This is a genomic window from Streptomyces toxytricini (assembly GCF_014649915.1).
Lineage (GTDB): Bacteria > Actinomycetota > Actinomycetes > Streptomycetales > Streptomycetaceae > Streptomyces > Streptomyces toxytricini.
In genome coordinates this window covers 263,018-280,909 of sequence record NZ_BMTY01000002.1, presented here as the reverse complement: position 1 = coordinate 280,909, position 17,892 = coordinate 263,018, and the positions used below count along the sequence as shown (strand labels likewise).

The 17,892-nt window shown below is 73.8% G+C and carries 16 protein-coding genes; 11 read left to right on the top strand and 5 right to left on the bottom strand.

Going from position 1 to position 17,892, the window contains the following annotated elements:
- Positions 1-105: 105 nt before the first annotated feature.
- On the bottom strand, positions 106-1,011 hold the full coding sequence (locus IE170_RS03445; RefSeq protein WP_189807814.1) for a LysR family transcriptional regulator: 906 nt from the start codon (positions 1,009-1,011) through the stop codon (positions 106-108).
- Positions 1,012-1,147: 136 nt separating this feature from the next.
- Complete coding sequence (locus tag IE170_RS03440) at positions 1,148-2,710, bottom strand: S1C family serine protease (protein WP_189807813.1); 1,563 nt, start codon at positions 2,708-2,710, stop codon at positions 1,148-1,150.
- 275 nt (positions 2,711-2,985) lie between these two features.
- Here IE170_RS03440 and IE170_RS03435 point away from each other — a divergent pair, with 275 nt between their 5' ends.
- The 3 genes from IE170_RS03435 to IE170_RS03425 all read left to right on the top strand — a co-directional run bounded on the left by IE170_RS03435 (position 2,986) and on the right by IE170_RS03425 (position 5,572).
- Positions 2,986-3,786, top strand: coding sequence for a glycerophosphodiester phosphodiesterase (locus IE170_RS03435; protein WP_189807812.1), 801 nt, complete (start codon positions 2,986-2,988; stop codon positions 3,784-3,786).
- 85 nt (positions 3,787-3,871) lie between these two features.
- The gene (locus IE170_RS03430) at positions 3,872-4,474 is read left to right on the top strand and encodes an ATP-binding protein (protein WP_189807811.1); all 603 of its coding nucleotides are present in this window, start codon (positions 3,872-3,874) and stop codon (positions 4,472-4,474) included.
- A 123-nt stretch (positions 4,475-4,597) separates the two neighbouring features.
- Complete coding sequence (locus tag IE170_RS03425) at positions 4,598-5,572, top strand: DUF5926 family protein (RefSeq protein ID WP_189807810.1); 975 nt, start codon at positions 4,598-4,600, stop codon at positions 5,570-5,572.
- A 194-nt stretch (positions 5,573-5,766) separates the two neighbouring features.
- Here the strand turns inward: IE170_RS03425 and IE170_RS03420 are convergent, their stop codons facing one another.
- Together IE170_RS03420 and IE170_RS03415 are read right to left on the bottom strand one after the other, a co-directional pair.
- On the bottom strand, positions 5,767-6,384 hold the full coding sequence (locus tag IE170_RS03420) for a hypothetical protein (protein WP_189807809.1): 618 nt from the start codon (positions 6,382-6,384) through the stop codon (positions 5,767-5,769).
- A gap of 123 nt (positions 6,385-6,507) precedes the next feature.
- Positions 6,508-7,299 (bottom strand): bifunctional DNA primase/polymerase, encoded by a 792-nt coding sequence (locus IE170_RS03415; RefSeq protein ID WP_189807808.1) that lies wholly within the window; start codon positions 7,297-7,299, stop codon positions 6,508-6,510.
- A gap of 413 nt (positions 7,300-7,712) precedes the next feature.
- Between IE170_RS03415 and IE170_RS03410 the strand changes: the two genes are divergently transcribed.
- Positions 7,713-9,254 (top strand): PP2C family protein-serine/threonine phosphatase, encoded by a 1,542-nt coding sequence (locus tag IE170_RS03410; RefSeq protein WP_189807807.1) that lies wholly within the window; start codon positions 7,713-7,715, stop codon positions 9,252-9,254.
- A gap of 85 nt (positions 9,255-9,339) precedes the next feature.
- Positions 9,340-10,806 (top strand): aminopeptidase P family protein, encoded by a 1,467-nt coding sequence (locus IE170_RS03405; RefSeq protein WP_189807806.1) that lies wholly within the window; start codon positions 9,340-9,342, stop codon positions 10,804-10,806.
- A gap of 92 nt (positions 10,807-10,898) precedes the next feature.
- Here the strand turns inward: IE170_RS03405 and IE170_RS03400 are convergent, their stop codons facing one another.
- Complete coding sequence (locus tag IE170_RS03400; RefSeq protein ID WP_189807805.1) at positions 10,899-11,414, bottom strand: ATP-binding protein; 516 nt, start codon at positions 11,412-11,414, stop codon at positions 10,899-10,901.
- A 216-nt stretch (positions 11,415-11,630) separates the two neighbouring features.
- Here IE170_RS03400 and IE170_RS03395 point away from each other — a divergent pair, with 216 nt between their 5' ends.
- The 6 genes from IE170_RS03395 to efeB all read left to right on the top strand — a co-directional run bounded on the left by IE170_RS03395 (position 11,631) and on the right by efeB (position 17,860).
- On the top strand, positions 11,631-12,443 hold the full coding sequence (locus IE170_RS03395) for a hypothetical protein (RefSeq protein WP_189807804.1): 813 nt from the start codon (positions 11,631-11,633) through the stop codon (positions 12,441-12,443).
- A 113-nt stretch (positions 12,444-12,556) separates the two neighbouring features.
- On the top strand, positions 12,557-13,273 hold the full coding sequence (locus IE170_RS03390; protein WP_189807803.1) for a YcnI family copper-binding membrane protein: 717 nt from the start codon (positions 12,557-12,559) through the stop codon (positions 13,271-13,273).
- A gap of 102 nt (positions 13,274-13,375) precedes the next feature.
- Positions 13,376-14,029, top strand: coding sequence for an SCO family protein (locus tag IE170_RS03385; RefSeq protein ID WP_189807802.1), 654 nt, complete (start codon positions 13,376-13,378; stop codon positions 14,027-14,029).
- Positions 14,026-14,544 (top strand): copper chaperone PCu(A)C, encoded by a 519-nt coding sequence (locus IE170_RS03380; RefSeq protein ID WP_189807801.1) that lies wholly within the window; start codon positions 14,026-14,028, stop codon positions 14,542-14,544. Before IE170_RS03385 ends, IE170_RS03380 begins: the two co-directional genes overlap by 4 nt.
- A gap of 23 nt (positions 14,545-14,567) precedes the next feature.
- Complete coding sequence (locus IE170_RS03375) at positions 14,568-16,589, top strand: copper resistance CopC/CopD family protein (protein WP_189807800.1); 2,022 nt, start codon at positions 14,568-14,570, stop codon at positions 16,587-16,589.
- A complete protein-coding gene (efeB, locus tag IE170_RS03370; RefSeq protein ID WP_223855553.1) occupies positions 16,586-17,860 on the top strand; it encodes an iron uptake transporter deferrochelatase/peroxidase subunit in 1,275 nt (424 codons plus the stop codon). The genes IE170_RS03375 and efeB overlap by 4 nt, the downstream gene beginning before the upstream one ends.
- Positions 17,861-17,892 lie beyond the last annotated feature (32 nt).

Below are 17,892 nucleotides of genomic sequence, written 5' to 3'. Positions count from 1 at the left end.
GAGGCGCCGATCCATCACGTCCAACGACAGTTTTCACCCGAAATCCCAACGAGCGCTTATGGGTCGGGCCGCTCGCACATCCGGTTCGGGCCCGCAGAGGCTGCGTCAGCAGCCGACGCGGTTCGACGCCACCGTCCTGAGGACGTCCAGGGCCACCGCCGTCGCCGGGATCCTCAGGTGGTCGCGGTAGACGTACGCGGCGATGTGGCGGCGGGCGGCCGGCTGGAGGGCGCGGCCGCAGACCCGGGTCAGCGAGAGCGACGGGAGCAGCAGGGCGGGCATCATGGCGACACCGAGCCCCTGTCCGACCATGCTCTGCACCACCAGGTTGTCGTCGGTGGCGAACCGGATGTCGGGGACGAAGCCCAGCTCGGCGCACTCGTGGAGCAGGTTGGCGCGGCAGCGCGGACAGCCCGCGATCCAGCGCTCCTCCGCGAGGTCGGCGAGGTGGACGGCCCTGCGCCGGGCCAGCGGGTGGCCGGTGGGCAGCAGCACCGTGAGCTGGTCCTCCATCAGCCTGATCTCCGCCACCTCCTCCGGCAGCTCCTCGTGCAGGCCGGGATAGGTGAAGGCCAGCGTGATGTCGCACTCGCCGCGCTCCAGCCGCCGCAGCGACTCCGGCGGCTCGCATTCGAGGAGTTCGACCTGGATGCCCGGGTGGTCCTTGGCGAGGCTGCTGAGGGCTTCCGGGACGAGTGTGGCGTTGGCGCTGGGGAAGCCGCAGAGCCGCACCCGGCCCGTGCGCAGCCGGGCGTACGCCTTCAGCTGGGATTCCGCGGCGGTGAGGGTGCCGAGGATGGACTCGGCGTGCCGGGCGAGGGACTTCCCGGCCTCGGTGAGCTGCATGGTGCGACCGACCCGGGTGAAGAGCGGGGTCCCGGCGGCCCGTTCGAGCGCTTTCATCTGCTGCGTGACCGCCGGCTGCGTGTACCCGAGGGCGCGGGCGGCTGCCGAGTAGCTGCCCGCGGCGACGACCTCGTGAAACGTGCGTATGTGCCGCGAATCGAACACAGCGAAAGCATAAGCGGACGTTGGGAGGGGCCGTAGGCGGATTCCCGCCCGCGGCCCCTCCCCATCCGGCCAGTCCCGGTCCGGCGCCCGGCCGGCGCCCGGTAGGCGTCCGGCGCCTGCGCCGGCGGGCCGTCGCCTACTTGTCGCCGACGCGCGAGCCGAGCGTGATGTCCACGGTGGTCGGCTTGCCCTCGCGCAGGTACGTCAGCTTCACCACGTCGCCCGGCTTGTGCGTCCAGATCTCGCTGATGAGGGTCGGGCCGCTGTCGATCGGCCGGTCACCGAACCGGGTGATGATGTCGCCGGGCCGCAGGCCGGCCTTGCCGGCGGGGCCGTTGGGGTCGACCAGCTCGTTGGCCGGGGCGCCCTGCTCGGAGATCTTCGCGCCGTCGACCTTGGACTGGAGGTCGACGGAGACGGAGATCACCGGGTAGACCGGCTTGCCGGTCTTGATCAGCGACTCGGCGACGTTCTTCGCCTGGTTGATCGGGATGGCGAAGCCGAGGCCGATAGAGCCGGCCGGTGCGCCGAGGCCGCCGCCGCCCGCCGACTGGATCGCGGAGTTGACGCCGATGACCGCACCGCGGCCGTCGAGCAGCGGGCCTCCGGAGTTGCCCGGGTTGATCGAGGCGTCCGTCTGGAGGGCGCTCATGTACGAGTTCTTCGCGCCGGAGCCGTCACCCGAGGCGACGGGGCGGTCCTTGGCGCTGACGATGCCGGTGGTGACCGTGTTGGACAGGCCGAAGGGCGCGCCGATCGCGATGGTCGCGTCGCCGACGGCGACCTTGTCCGAGTTGCCCAGAGGCAGCGGCTTCAGGCCGGCCGGAGGGTTCTTCAGTTTGATCACGGCGACGTCGTAGCCCTGGGCCCGGCCGACGACCTCGGCCTCGTACTTCTTGCCGTCGGAGAAGGTCGCGGAGAGCCGGCCGCCGTTCGCGGCGGAGGCGACCACGTGGTTGTTGGTGAGGATGTGGCCCTGCTGGTCGTAGACGAAGCCGGTGCCGGTGCCGCCCTCGCCGTCGCCCGCGGAGGCCTGGAGGGTGACGACGCTGGGCAGGGCGCCCGCCGCCAGGCCTGCGATCGAGCCCGGCTCGCGCTTGAGGTCCTTGGGCGTGTTGCCCGCGGTGATCGTCGTCGAGCCGAAGCCGTTGTCGTTGCGGTCGGCGGCCCAGTAGCCGACGCCACCGCCGACGCCGCCCGCCAGGAGGGCCGCCGCGAGCACCGCGGCGACCAGGCCGCCCTTGCCGGGGCGCTTGGCCGGGGCGGCGCCGTCGTGCGGGAAGGCGCCCCAGCCGGCGCCCTGGCCGCCGCCCGCACCGTACGCGGGGACCGCGGGCGGCGGGGGCGGCCAGCCGCCGGCTCCGTGCGCGGCCTCGCCCGGATGCGGGGCGGGGGTCTGCGGATACGCGTACGCGGCCGCAGCCGGGGCCTGGGGCGGGGCGGGCGGCATCGGCCGGGTGTGCTCGGTGCCGGGCGCGGCGGCCGGCGGCATCTGCTGGGCCACCGGCTCGGCGGCGGGCTTGGCGGTCAGCGCGGCCGGCGGGGCGTCCGCGGGTGCCGCGGCCGGGGGCGCGGGGTGGGTTGCGGGCGTGCCGGTCGCCGGGGCGGCGGGCGCCTCGGAAGCGGGAGCCGCCGCCGGGGGTGCCGACGGGGCCGCAGGGGGCGTCGGGGCCGGCGTGCCCTCGTTCTCGGTGCTCACAGCGCTCTCTCCTCGTCACACACGACTTCTCACTGGTGGTACGGCCCGACTGAACGTTCGACGTGCCACACAAGTTCCTGGGCCAAGCGTTCCCCATGACCCGTCAGAGCACTGTAAGCCGGACCTGTGCGTCTCCCCCATCCTTTATGCCCGGCATTTCGGGCGCATCCCCGGGGTCTGCCGCAGCGCCTCCGCAGCGCCGCCGCCGCACCTCCGCAGCACCGCGACCGCACGCAGCCACCGCACCGCCGGCCCCGCGATGGCACCATGACCCGGTGACCCACGCAACGCCGCCGCCCATCCAGGTCGTCGCCCACCGGGGCGCCTCCGAGGACGCCCCCGAGCACACCCTGGCCGCGTACCGGAGGGCGATCGAGGACGGCGCGGACGCCCTGGAGTGCGACGTCCGCCTCACCGCCGACGGCCACCTGGTCCTCGTCCACGACCGCCGGGTCAACCGCACCTCCAACGGCCGCGGCGCGGTCTCCGCCCTGGAGCTCGCCGATCTGGCCGCCCTCGACTTCGGCTCCTGGAAGGACCGCGAGGAGTCGCCCGACTGGGTGGCCGACCCCGAGCGGACGTCCGTCCTCACCCTGGAGCGGCTGCTGGAGCTCGTCGCCGATGCCGGCCGCCCGGTCCAGCTCGCCGTCGAGACCAAGCACCCGACGCGCTGGGCCGGACAGGTGGAGGAGCGCCTCCTCTTCCTCCTCAAGCGCTTCGGCCTGGACGCCCCGCCCGCCGAGGGCCCGCACCCCGTCCGCGTCATGAGCTTCTCGGCACGCTCCCTGCACCGCGTACACGCGGCCGCCCCGACCGTTCCGACGGTGTACCTCATGCAGTTCGTCACCCCCCGTCTGCGCGACGGGCGCCTGCCGGGGGGTGTGCGGATCGCGGGTCCGGGCATGCGGATCGTGCGCAACAACCCGGGCTTCATCCGCAGGCTCCAGGACGCCGGGCACCCCGTCCACGTCTGGACGGTGAACGAGCCGGACGACGTTCAGCTCTGCGCTGATCTGGGTGTGGAGGCGATCATCACCAACAGGCCGCGGCAGGTTCTGTCCCAACTCGGGCGTTGACGTCCCTGTTTGCCCACCGGTCGCCGACGTCACACGGGTGACGGGGTGTGCCCCGGCGCATGCTCTCCGCCACCACTCGTCATGAATGCGTCAGAGGGGTCCCCGCCGCCGGTTTCCGGTCCGGACCGGGGGGGCATCCAGACCTTGGCGTGGGGCTAAGGAGGTTCCGGGGGTGGCGTTGGTGGTGGCACAGGAAGTGCCCACGTCGTCGTGCGTGGACGTACTCCACGGTCCTGCGGGCGTGAGCGAGGCGCGGCATCGGATGCGCGAGGACCTGCGCATCAGCGGAGTGCCGGAATCCGTCGTGGACGACGCCGTGCTGATCCTCTCCGAACTGCTCAGCAACGCCTGCCGCCACGGCCGGCCGCTGGGCACGGCCGGAGCCGGGGACGGCGGGGTCCGCGCCGCGTGGCGCATCGACGGGGCCGGTCGGCTGACGGTCGAGGTGACCGACGGGGGCGGGCCGACGCGGCCGCTGCCGTCGACCCCCTCGGTCACGGCGCACGGCGGCCGGGGGCTGAACATCATCAGCGCCCTCTCGACGGCCTGGGGCGTCAGGGACGGGGCGGCGGGCGAGGTCACCGTGTGGGTGATCGTCGCGTGCGGGCCGCGGCACGACGATTTCGCTACGCGCGTTGCAGCGCCGGTCCTCGACTTCGCGACCGCCTTCGACGACCTGGCTCCCTGACACGGCCCCGGGAGCGCGCGCCGACCGCGCCCCCGGCCGCACCCTCCGGGCCACGGCGGTACGAGCGGCTAGGCTCACGCCCAGACGCAACAGCCGTACCGCCGCACCCGGGAGACACCCACGATGGCCAAGAAGCGCCCCGCAGCCAAGACTGCAAAGCCGCAGCTCCAGAACGGCGAGATCCCGGTCGTGGGCGCGCGCGAGCCCTGCCCCTGCGGCTCCGGCCGCCGGTACAAGGCCTGCCACGGCGCGGCCGCCTCGCACGCCGCGACCGCTCACGTGCAGCGCCCCTTCGAGGGGCTCCCCGGCGAGTGCGACTGGGTCGCGCTGCGCGAACTCGTCCCGGCGGCGACCGTTCCGCTGTCGCTCAAGGGCGGCCTGCCCGAGGGCGTCCCCTCCGTCACCCTGGTGACCGTGCTGCCCATGGCGTGGCCGGCGCTGCGCCGCGAGGACGGCTCCGTCCTGCTCGGCCTCCAGAACGACGCCAGCAGCGGCGACCTCTCCCGCGAGATGGCCGACACGCTGGAGCGCGCCCTCGCCACGGAGCCGGGCAATCCGGTCGCCGCGCGCCGGGTTCCCGCCGAGGGTCCTCGGCTCCAGGAGGTCCTGGACACCGACGGCGTTTTCGAGCCGGTTGTGCACAGCGGCTTCGAATTCTGGATTCCGGATGCGGAGGGCGCCCAGAACGCCTCCCCGGAGATCGCCGCCTCCCTGGAGCGCGCCAACGCCGCCGCCATCCCGACGGTCAAGCTGGCCGGCGTCGAGGCCGCGTACTGGTGCGAGACCCCGGACAAGAACCACCTGCGCTGGGTCATGCCGCACCCCGAGGAGAAGCTGCTCGACGCCCTGGCCCGGCTGCACGCGGCGGGCACCTCCTCGCTCGGCGAGGGCACCCGGCTCGTCGGCTCCTTCCGCGCCCACGGCCTCGTCGTCCCCGTCTGGGACCTGCCCACCGGGGTGTCCGCCGAGGACGTCGAGAAGCCGGCCGCCGAATTCGCGGAGCGGCTGGCCGCGGCCCTCGCCTCGGACGCCCCGCTGACCTCGGACGAGCGCCGCGCACGCGGCGGGCTCACCAACCGCCAGGTGACCCTGAGCTGATCGCCCGCCGATCGGGGACGGTCCGTGCAGGGTTGGTGACCGGTGTCACAACTCCCGCTAATCGTCTGCGAATCGGTGTCTGAATATCAGAGATCGAATTTGCGAACAGGCGATCTCTTGTTACGGTTCTTGTAGCCCGGTCGCTGGTGCATCCCCCGTCGCCAGCGACCGGGCCCTTCCATTTCCCCCGCGGGTCAACGGCCCTCCGCCTCCGGTGCGTTGCTCCCGGAGCGCAGCAGCAGCTCCCCTTCATCATCCGGAACTGCAAACTCCGCAACGGCCGAGTACGCGTTCTGCGGCCCCGCCGACGCCTCGCGAGGCGTCTCGCACAGCCCCGGCTCGTCGCCCGCCCCTACCGTGCAGCGGATCTGCACCGTCCGCCCGGCGGGCCCCATCACCGTCAGCACGGCGTCCAGCGCACGCCCGCTCGTGTTGCGGTAGTAGGTGCGCCCCCAGGTCCGCCCCTCGGCGGCGAGCACGCAGGTCTGCGCCTCCAGCCCCTGCGGCGCGGTGAGTTCGGGCCCGCACGCCGATTCCGTACGGGGCTGCTCGGCCGGACCCGGACGGGCCGGCTCGCCCGGACGCACCGCGGCACCGGCCTGCGCGGGCGCCTTCTCCTGCCCTTCGGCGGCCGCCGCGGGGGATTCCCGGGCGGTGCCGCCGGAAGGGCCCGCAATGCCGAGGGTGGAGAGCAGCCCACCGCCTTTTCCGTCATCACGACCGGCGAAATCCGGTCCGGCGATCGCACCCGCCAACGGGAGCGACAGGATGATCAGCACACCGGCGCCGATACCGATCAAGCGGAGATTCATTCGCCGAAGATAGCGACGCGGGAATGGGGCGCGGAGATCCCCGCGCCCAATTCCCCGGGAAACTCGCCGCTCCGGCACCCGAACGAGTGACCCGGGTACGGGCGTCCTTCCGGAGCGGGTCCGTCAGTACGCGAGACGGCTGCCGCCGCCCGAAGCCCCGCTGCTCGCCTCGACGAGCGCGTCCACGACGGCCTCGACGTCCGGCAGCCACGGCTCGCCGGTCGCGGCGGGCTCCCGCTCCCAGCGCACCCGCCCGCCTCCGGACGCGGGGGAGGGCGGCAGCAGCAGGTAGCCGCCCTCCCCGTGGAAGCGCAGCGCGGACGGGACGTGGTCCTTGGCGTAGAGCAGCTCTCCGAGCCGCTCCAGCGAGTACGGCGCCACCAGCAGCGACCACCGCGTGGGCGTGGCCGCGACCGGGCCCAGCCGCATGCCCTGCCCCTCCAGCCGGGCCACGGCCCGTGCGGCCGCGGCGGCGGGCAGGCTCACCGCGCACGGCGCGCCGCCGCCGGTGGCCAGCAGGAGCGGGGCGCCGGGCCGCCGGGTCCACCACCAGGCCACCATCCGGGGGTCGGTGGTCGCGGCGAGCAGCCCCGGGTCGAAGGGGTGCGCGCCCGGTACGGGGCAGTCCGGATCCGGGCACGCGCACCGGGCGGCCGGGGGCACCGGTAGCGGGGAGACCTCCGGGGCCGCGGAGGCCGCGGAGGAGGCCGCGGCACCGGGCGGGCCGGCGGGGCCGACGCCCGGCAGGACGGGCCACCGCCGGACGGTGGCACAGGTCAGCGCCGCATCGCGGAGCGCCGTACCGGGGAGCGCCGGGTCTGGGTGTGCCGGGTCGTCGCGCTGCACCGGGGAGGGCCGGAGGGTTGTCAGGCGGTTGCGGAGCCGCTGGAGACGCCTTCCGAGGATCTCGCGCATGAGCGCTCGTTCCTTTCCGTTGAACGCCGAGGGCCTGATCACACCACGTATGAGGTGTCTCACCACACGTACACGTTTTCGCGCCACTGTCCGCAGGAAGCGGGTTCACACGGTTCGTGCACTTTTGTTACGGGTTCATGGAACGTCCGGCGGGGGCGGGCGGATCACGGCCCCGCGCCGGTGCCGAGACCGGCTGCCTCCGTTAAGGACGGCGGCCCCTGGCGGGCGGTTCCCGGCGGTTGCCGGGCTGCGCCAACTGGCCCCGGGGAACACCGACTACGTACCCGGAGCCTCTTCCACGTCTGACCAGTCGATCGCAAAAACCGTCCTGTTCCAGCTTTTTCCAGCCAAGTTCTAGCCTTGACCGGACAGTGAGTTGCAGCCTCACGGACACCAGGATTCCCACCGGGACAATGCTGGACATCGATCCTCGTGTGCGTGTAGATGTGGATTCATTGATGGCGGCGCAGCACGATCTGGGGGTTTGCGATGCTATACGGCGTATCGCACCAGGTGGAAAGGCGGACGCCATGAGCGCCCCCCATCCGCCGAAAGTGGCCGGAATCGATCCGGCAGTCGCAGCGGTCCCGCACACTACGGCGGCCGCGCCGCCCCGAACCGCCGCCGCACCGGCAGCGCCTCCCGCCCCCGGCACGCTCGTCCAGGACCGGCTCGCAGGCATGGTCTCCGATCTGACCACCCTCCACGAGCTCACCGAACGCCTCGCCCGCACGGCCGTCCTGGAGTCGGCCCTCCGCGAGTTCGTGCGCGCCGGGGCCGCCCTCGTCGGCGCCCGCCGCGGCCTGATCGTGCTGGAGCCGTCCGACGGACTCGGCCCCGCCACCACCGTCGGCCTCGGGCTCGGACGCGCCGAGCTCGGACACATCGAGACCGTGCCCCGCGCCGCCACCCCCTACGGCCGGATCCTCGACGGGCTCCCCGACGCCCACGGCGGCTCCGAGGTGCTGCCCGAACCCGACGCCGCACCCGGAGCCGGCGGCCACGGCGCCCCGGTCGACCCCCGGCACCGCGAGGTCGCGGCCCGGCTCGGCTACGCCGCCAGCTACGCGCTGCCGCTGGCCGCCGAGGCGACCGGGCGGCTCGGCGCGGTCGTCTGGCTCTACGACGAGCAGGCCGAGCCGAGCGACCGCCAGCGCGACCTCGTCGGCCTCTACGTCCGCCACGCCGCCGAGCACCTCGCCCGCGTGCTCGACGCGGAGCGCTCGCGCACCAGCCTGGCCACCGTCGCCGAGGAACTGCTGCCCAGCCGGCTGCCCCGGGTCCCCGGAGTGGAGCTCGCAGCCCGCCACCACCCCTCGCCGCGCGGTGGGGGCGACTGGTACGACGCGCTCCCGCTGCCCGAGGGGGCGCTCGGGCTGGCGGTCGGGTCGGTGACCGGCTCCGGGCCCAGTGCCGTCGCCGCGATGGGCCGGCTGCGCGCCTCGCTGCGCGCGTACGCGGTGATGGAGGGCGAGGACCCCGTCGCGGTCCTCTCCGACCTCGAACTGCTGCTGCGGCTCACCGAGCCCGCCCGCTGTGCGACCGCCCTCTTCGCCTACTGCGAGCCTGCCCGGCGCAAGATCGTGCTGGCCGGGGCGGGGCACGCCCCGCCGCTGGTCGTCGGCGAGCGCCGCACGGAGTTCGTCGAGACCTCGCTGTCCGCGCCGCTGGGGATGCTCTCCTGCTGGGAGGCGCCCAGTGTGGAGTTCGAGCCCGCACCAGGAGAAACGGTGCTGCTGTACACCGACGGGCTCCTGCGGCGCACCGGCGACCCGATGGACCGCGCGTATGCGCGGCTCCACGCGGCGGCCGCCGGAGCCCCCCGGGCGGTCCGCCGGGAACCGGGCGCCCTGTGCGAGCACGTCCTGCGCACGGTGCTGCCCACCGGCGACCCCGCGGCGGCCGCGGCAGGCGCCGAAGAGGACATCGTCCTCCTCGCTGCCCGCTTTGACTGATTTGTCACAGTCGTCTCGGCGTCTTCCCCTCGCACATACGATGGAAGCGGTCCCAACCCGGTCCTGTCGTAGCTGAGGAGAAGACGTGGCTGACGAGCTCACCCCGGAGACCCCGGAAGAAGAGCAGCCCAAGCAGACGCACAAGCAGCGCAAGAACGGGCTGTACCCGGGAGTCAGCGACGAACTCGCCGAGAGCATGCGCACCGGCTGGGCGGACACCGAGCTGCACGGCCTCGAACCGATCGCCCAGGCCGCCCACACCGCCGCCCGCCGCGCCGCGCTGTCCGAGCGCTTCCCCGGCGACCGCATCGTCGTGCCCGCCGGCCGGCTGAAGACCCGCTCGAACGACACCGAGTACCCCTTCCGCGCCTCGACCGAGTACGCGTACCTCACCGGCGACCAGACCGAGAACGGCGTCCTGGTCCTGGAGCCCTCCGGCGACACCGGCCACACCGCCACCGTCTACCTGCTGCCCCGCTCCAACCGTGAGAACGGCGAGTTCTGGCTGTCCGGCCAGGGCGAGCTCTGGGTTGGCCGCCGGCACTCCCTCGCCGAGGCCGAACAGCTCCTCGGCATCCCCGCCAAGGACGTCCGCGAACTCCCCGAGGCCCTCGCCGAGGCCACCGGTCCGGTGCGCGTGGTCCGTGGCCACGACGCCGTCGTCGAGACGGCCCTGACCGACAAGGTCACCGCCGAGCGCGACGAGGAGCTGCGCGTCTACCTCTCCGAGGCCCGCGCGGTGAAGGACGACTTCGAGATCGGCGAGCTCCAGAAGGCCGTCGATTCCACCGTCCGCGGCTTCGAGGACGTCGTGAAGGTCCTCGACAAGGCGGAGGCCACCTCCGAGCGCTACATCGAGGGCACCTTCTTCCTTCGCGCCCGCGTCGAGGGCAACGACGTCGGCTACGGCTCCATCTGCGCAGCCGGCCCGCACGCGTGCACCCTGCACTGGGTCCGCAACGACGGCCCCGTCCGCTCCGGCGACCTGCTCCTGCTCGACGCCGGCGTGGAGACCCACTCCCTCTACACGGCCGACGTCACGCGCACCCTGCCGATCAGCGGCACGTACAGCGACATCCAGCGCAAGGTCTACGACGCCGTGTACGAGGCCCAGGAGGCCGGCATCGCGGCCGTCCGCCCCGGCGCGAAGTTCCGCGACTTCCACGACGCCGCGCAGCACGTCCTCGCCGAGAAGCTCGTCGAGTGGGGCCTGCTGGACGGCCCGGTCGAGCGCGTCCTGGAACTGGGCCTCCAGCGCCGCTGGACCCTGCACGGCACCGGCCACATGCTCGGCATGGACGTCCACGACTGCGCCGCCGCGCGCACCGAGGCCTACGTCGACGGGACGCTGGAGCCGGGCATGTGCCTGACCGTCGAGCCGGGCCTGTACTTCCAGGCCGACGACCTGACGGTGCCGGAGGAGTACCGCGGCATCGGCGTCCGCATCGAGGACGACATCCTCGTCACCGAGGACGGCAACCGGAACCTGTCGGCCGGGCTGCCGCGCGCTTCCGCCGAGGTGGAGGCCTGGATGGCCGGCCTCAAGGGCTGATCGCGGCCGACCCGGCAGGCCGCTGCCGGCCTGTTGCGCCGCACTCCGCCGATGGGCGGGGCTCTGTACGGAGCCCCGCCCATCGGCGTGGTTCACGACACCTGGAGCAGCGCCGCTCCGTCGCGCCACTTGAGGATCTTGTCGAAGCTGACCACCGCGCCGCGCCCCGGCCGGTTGCGGAACCGGACGTGGTCGGCGAGCTCCTCGATCAGCCACAGACCGCGGCCGCTCTCGCCGACGGCGCCCTCGCCGGATCCCTCGTCGCCCGCTGCGCTCCCGGCTGCGGGACCGGACGCCGCCGCCCGCGCCCGCCGGGACAGCGCCGCCGGTCCCGGATCCGGGAAGCCCGGCCCCGAGTCGGTGACCTCGATGCGGCAGCAGTCGCCGTCCAGGTAGGCGGTGACCCGGTAGTCGCCGCACGGCTCCGCGGCCGGGGCCGGTCCGCCGTGCTCCACCGCGTTCGCGCAGGCCTCGCTGAGCGCCACCGACAACTCGTAGGAGATGTCGGGGTCCACCCCCGCGGTCTCCATCGTCCTCAGCAGCAAACGCCGGGCGAGCGGCACGCTCGCGGCTTCGCGCCTCAACTGGAGAGACCACCAGATGCTCATACCGTTACCTATTGCCTCCCCTGCCGGGCCGTAAGCCACCGGCACCCCCCGCAGCCCTCATTCGGCCGATGCGGCACGCCGGAGACGGCGTGTATGCCGCGCCCGGGGCGCGCCCCGGGCCGGACAGGCCCGCTGAAGCCGCCGCACAACGGGCACGGGCGACCTTCCGGACCTGCCGTACGGGAGTGCGGAGGGCAGTGCGATGATGGCCCGGCCATGACTGTCCCGCAGACGACGCCCGCCGGAGCCGGCCTCCGGCTGATCCGGGCCGCGGTCTTCACCGCGGTCTGCGTCGTGCTGTCCGCGGTCGGGCACGCCCTCGCGTCCTGCGCGGCGGTCCCCTGGTGGGCCCTCGCCGTCGCGTTCGCGGGAGTCTTCGCGGTCGCCGCACCGCTCGCCGGGCGGCGTCGCTCGCTGCCGGGCCTCGCCGTCGCACTCGCCGGCGGACAGCTCGGGCTGCACGCCGTCTTCGGCCTCGCCCAGCACGGAACCAGCGCACAGGCGGCCGTCGGCGCCAACACGGATGCCGCGCTCGCCGAACTCGCCGCACAGCTCGTCTGCGGCGGCAACGCGGTCCCGCTCGGCCCCGAGGACGCCCGCCGGATCCTGGAGGCAGCCGGCCTCGACCCGGCCGCTCTCGCGGCGCAGGCCGCGGCCTCGGCGCACACCGGCCACGCCGGCCTGGCGGAGTCCGCCGGGGCTCCGGCCGCCGGCCTGCTCAGCCCCGGCATGACCGCCGCGCACCTGCTCGCCGCGCTCGCCGCCGGCTGGCTCCTCGGACGCGGCGACGCCGCCCTCTTCCGGCTCGTCGAGCTGTCCCGCGGCTCCGCCGCGGCCGGCCCGGTGCGGGCGCTGTGCGCCGCCCTGGCGTTCGTCCGGGCACTCGGCGCCGGGCTCGCGGCCGCGCCCGCCGCCGGGCCGCAGGTCCGGCGGACCGCAGCCGAGCCGGCCGCGCACACCGGCCGGGAGGCCCTGCACCACACGGTGGTCAGGCGCGGGCCGCCGGCGGCCTACGCCCTCGCAGCCTGACGCGGCACCCCTCCCCGGCCCGGAGCACGCAAACACCGGGAGGCAGCGGTGCCGCGGTACGCCGCGCGCCCGCGCGCGGAGCCACCGTCACCCCCGCTTCCCGGAGTCCTCACATGAAGAGCTCACGCGTTCCCGCCGCCGCCGTCCTCGCCGCCGGCGCCGTCCTCGCCCTGTCCGGGCCCGCCTTCGCGCACGTCAGCGTGCAGCCCGGCGACGCCCCCAAGGGCGGCTTCGCCACCCTGGCCTTCAAGGTGCCGAACGAGCGCGACAACGCGTCCACCACGCAGGTCGAGGTCAACTTCCCCACCGACCAGCCCCTGTCCTCCGTCATGCCGCAGGACGTGCCCGGCTGGACCGTCACGGTCGAGAAGAGCAAGCTCGCCAAGCCGCTGACGGTGCACGGCAAGCAGATCGACGAGGCCGTCACGAAGGTGACGTGGAGCGGCGGCAAGATCGAGCCGGGGAAGTTCCAGCAGTTCCCGGTGTCCGTCGGCAAGCTGCCGGACAACGCCGACCGGATGGTCTTCAAGGCGATCCAGACGTACGACAACAACGAGGTCGTCCGCTGGATCGAGGAGCCCAAGGCGGGCGCTCCCGAGCCGCAGACCCCTGCGCCGGTCCTCGAGCTGACCGCCGCCAAGGCCGCCGGCGCCCACCACGACGACGCCAAGAAGCCCGCCGACTCCGGCCACACCGCCGAGGACGGCCACACCGAGGCGGCCTCCGGGACGACTTCGGACACCACCGCGCGCGTCCTCGGTGTCACCGGCATCGTGATCGGCGTCGCCGGCGTCGCGTTCGGCGTGACGGGCCGCCGCCGCACCTCCTGATCCGCCGGGCCGCACCGGCCCACCCGGATCGTCCGCAGCACCGCGCGGCCGGACCACGTCCGGCTGCGCGTCACCAACCCACCCCATTTCCAGGGAACCTCCATGCGCACCACACGTGTGACGGCCGCCGCCCTCGCGGCGGCGGCCGCGCTCACGCTCTCCGCCTGCGGCGGCGAGCCGACCGCCCGGACCGACGCGGTCACCCAGATCTCCGGCCAGGCCAAGACGGGGACCGCGACGGTCCTCGACCGGCCCTTCGACAAGCCGGAACTCGTCCTGACGGACACCACCGGCAAGCCGTGGAACCTGCGCGAGCAGACGAAGGGCAAGCCGACGCTGATCTACTTCGGCTACACCAACTGCCCCGACGTGTGCCCGCTGACGATGAGCAACATCGCCGTCGCCCGGAAGGCGCTGCCCCAGGCCGACCAGGAGAACCTGCGGGTCGTCTTCGTCACCACGGACCCCGAACGGGACACCCCCGAATCGCTCGGCGCGTGGCTCAAGGCCCAGGACCCCTCCTTCGTCGGGCTCACCGGGGACTTCGCCACCATCCAGGCCGCGGCACGCACCCTCGGCGTCGGTATCGACCCCGCCAAGAAGGAGGCCGACGGCAGCGTCGTCTCCATGCACGGCGCCCAGGTCATCGCCTTCTCCCCGAAGACGGACGAGGGCTATCTCCTCTACGGGGAGAACACGACCGTCGACACCTACACCGCAGACCTGCCGAAGATCGCCAAGGGAGAGAACCCGTGACCGCCCGCACCACCCGCACCGTCGCCGCCGCCCTCTCCCTGGCGGCAGCGCTGGCCATATCCGGCTGCTCCTCGGACTCGGGATCCGGCTCCTCGTCCGACTCCGGGGCGGGCGCCGGCGCGCCGGCCGCGGAGAAGCCGAAGGTGTCCGTCAGCGGCGCCTTCATGCCCGAACCGGTCAACGACAAGATGGCCGGCGGCTTCATGGTCATCAAGAACGACTCGAAGACCGCCGACAAGCTCGTCTCCGCCACCAGCACGCTCTCGGACGACCTCCAGATCCACGAGACCAAGGACCAGAAGATGCAGCAGGTCCCGTCCATGGACGTGCCCGCGAACGGCGAGCTGCGGCTGGAGCGCGGCGCCAACCACATCATGTTCATGGGCCTCAAGCAGAAGCCGAAGGTCGGCGACAAGATCACCGTCGAGCTGCGCTTCGAGAAGGCCGACCCGGTCAAGGTCGAACTGGACGTGAAGGAACGGACGTACCAGGCCCAGCACTCCACCGCCCACTGACGGACCCGAGGGACCGACACGCCATGACGGCCACCGCCCCCGCCCCGCCCCCGGCCCGCGTCCGCGCCGCGGCAGTCCTGCCGCGGCTCGCGCTGGTCCTCGCAGCATTGCTGGCACTCCTGTTCGCCGAGGCCGGCCCGGCCTCGGCACACGCCGCACTCACCGCGAGCGACCCCGGGGAGGGGGCGGTGGTCGCCACCGCACCCGCCCAGGTCACCCTCTCCTTCTCGGAGAAGGTCGCCCTGGGCGAGGACTCCATCCGCGTCCTGGACCCCCGGGGCAAGCGGGTGGACACCGGGGAGATCCGGGACATGTGCAGCGGTTCGACCATCCGGTACGGCACCGCGCTCCACCCGGGCCTGCCCGACGGCACGTACACCGTCGCCTGGCAGGCCGTCTCCGCCGACAGCCACCCCATTGCGGGGGCGTTCACCTTCTCCATCGGCGCCCCCTCGGAGACCACGGTGGCGCTGCCCGAGCGGCAGGCGGGCGGCGGGCCCGTCGGCGCCGCGTACGGCCTGGCCCGGTACGCCGCCTACGCCGGCTTCACCGTCCTCGTCGGCGCCTGCGCCTTCCTCCTTGCGTGCTGGCGGCGGGGTGCCGCCGTGCGCCCGATGCAGAAGCTCGTCCTGCGCGCGTGGGTCGTGCTCACCGCCGCCACGCTGGTGATGCTGGTGCTGCGACACCCGTACACCGGGTCGGGGAACTTCGCCGACGTCTTCGACCTCGCCGGACTCAAGGCCGTCCTGGCGACCAAGACCGGCGCCGCGCTCGTCTCCCGGCTGCTCCTCCTCGGCGCCGCCGCGCTCTTCATCGCCGTCCTGTTCGGCGCGTTCGCCCGTCGGCAGTCCGCCGCAGCGGAGGGCGAGGAGGCCGGTGCCGGGAAGGCGGACAGGAAGGAGGACGGCAGGGACGCCGCCGACCTGTTCTTCGGCCTCGCCGTCGCGGGCGGGGTCTTCGCTGCAGGCATCGCCGCGACATGGGCATTGTCGGAGCACGCCTCGACTGGTCTGCAGAGCAGCATCGCGATGCCGGTCGACGTCCTGCACCTGCTGGCCGCGGCCGCCTGGCTCGGAGGGCTCACTGCGCTGCTGGTCGCCCTGTACACCGTGCCGGACGTCGAGGGGGAGGCCGTGCGCCGGTTCTCCCGGATCGCGTTCGCCGGGGTCGTCGTGCTGGCCGCGACCGGGGCCTACCAGTCGTGGCGCCAGCTCGGCAGCTGGCAGGCCCTGACCGGCACCAGCTACGGACGGCTGCTGATCATCAAGGGCGGCCTGGTGGCCGTCCTCGTCGGGGTCGCGTACCTCTCCCGGCGCTGGACCGCGCGGCTCGGGGAGGCACCGGCGGTGCACGCCGCGTCGGACGAGCCGGCTACGGCCGCGGTGCCGGGCGCGGTTTCACGTGAAACATCTGCCGAGCCGGGTGTTTCACGTGAAACATCCACCGCAGCGACGGATGTGCCCGAGGATCCGAAGCGGGCCGCGCAGCTCGCCCGGCAGCGGGCAGCGCTCGAGAACGCGCGCCGGCGCCAGGTCCGGGACGCCGATCCGGTACGGGCGGGCCTGCGCCGGTCCGTGCTGGCCGAAGCGGCGGTGGCCGTCGCGGTCCTCGCCGTGACCACCGTGCTGACGAGCACCGAGCCGGGCCGGGTCGTGGCCCAGGAGGCAGGCCGCAACGGCGCCTCCTCGCCCGCCGTGCCCAATCGGGCGGTGAAGATCACCCTGCCGTTCGACACGGGCGGTACGCACGGCAAGGGCTCCGTCCGTCTGGAGCTGGACCCTGGGCGGACCGGCTCCAACACCCTCCACCTGTGGGCCGAGGCCCCGGACGGCGCGCCGCTCGACCTCCCCGAGGTCAAGGTGGCCTTCACCCTCCCGGCCAAGGAGGTCGGCCCGCTGCCGACCGCGCCCGACCGGGCGGGCCCAGGGCACTGGAGCGCTCCCGGCGTCCAGCTGCCGCTGGCCGGGGAGTGGCGCATCGACGTGACCGTCCGGACCTCCGAGATCGACCAGACCACCGTGCAGAAGACAGTGAAGATCGGCTGAACAGCGTGACCGAGAGCAACACCGACATCGAGATCTCCCGCCGCCGGCTGCTCGGCACCGTCGGCGCGGCGGGGGCCACCGGGCTCGCGCTGGGTGCCACGGGCGGCGCGCTGGTGCAGTCCGCCATCGCCGCCACCCCGTCCGGCGGCGCCGGCAGCCTCTCCACCGTGGGCGCCACCCGGGTCGCCTTCCACGGCGAGCGCCAGGCGGGCATCACCACGCCCCTGCAGGCCAAGGGGCACGTACTGGCGTTCGACCTGGCCCCCGGGGCCGGGCGCAAGGAGGCCGCCGCGCTGATGCGCCGCTGGTCCGACACCGCCCGCCGGCTGATGGCCGGGGAGACCGCGGCGGCGGCCGACACGGGGATCGCCCTGGACGCCGGGCCGTGCTCACTGACCGTGACCTTCGGGTTCGGGCATTCCTTCTTCGATCGCACCGGGCTCACCGCCCGGCGGCCCGCGGCCCTGGATCCGCTGCCGGACTTCTCCTCCGACCGGCTGGACCCGCAGCGCAGCAACGGCGACCTGTGGGTCCAGATCGGCGCCGACGACGGCCTGGTGGCCTTCCACGCCCTCCGCGCGATCCAGAAGGACGCCGGGGACGCGGCCAGGGTGCGCTGGCAGATGGACGGCTTCAACCGGTCCCCCGGCGCGACCGCCTCGCCGATGACCGCCCGCAACCTGATGGGCCAGGTCGACGGCACCAACAACCCGAAGCCCGCGGAGGCGGACTTCGAGAAGCGGATCTTCGTGCCCGCCGCGGGGCCGGGCCCGGCGGAGCACGCGTGGATGGGCGGGGGCTCGTACGCGGTCGTCCGCCGCATCCGGATGCTCCTCGACGAGTGGGACAAGCAGTCCCTCGCCCAGCAGGAGCAGGTCATCGGCCGGAACAAGGCCACCGGGGCGCCCCTGACGGGCGGTTCGGAGACCACCGCACTGGACCTCGACAAGATCGGCCCCGACGGCAAGGCGGTCATCCCGGCCAACGCGCACGCCCGCATCTCCGCCCCCGCGCAGAACGGCGGGGCGGCGATGCTGCGCAGGCCGTTCTCCTTCCACGACGGCACGGCCGAGGACGGGGGGCCCGACGCCGGGCTCCTCTTCATCTGCTGGCAGGCGGACCCCCTGCGCGGGTTCGTCCCGGTGCAGCGCAAGCTCGACCGCGGGGACGCCCTGTCGGCGTTCATCCGGCACGAGTCCAGCGGGCTGTACGCGGTGCCACCCGGCCCGCGGGACGGCGAGTACGTGGGCCAGCGGCTGCTCGAAGGGTGAACGTGCTCGAAGGGTGAACGGGGCCCCGCGGC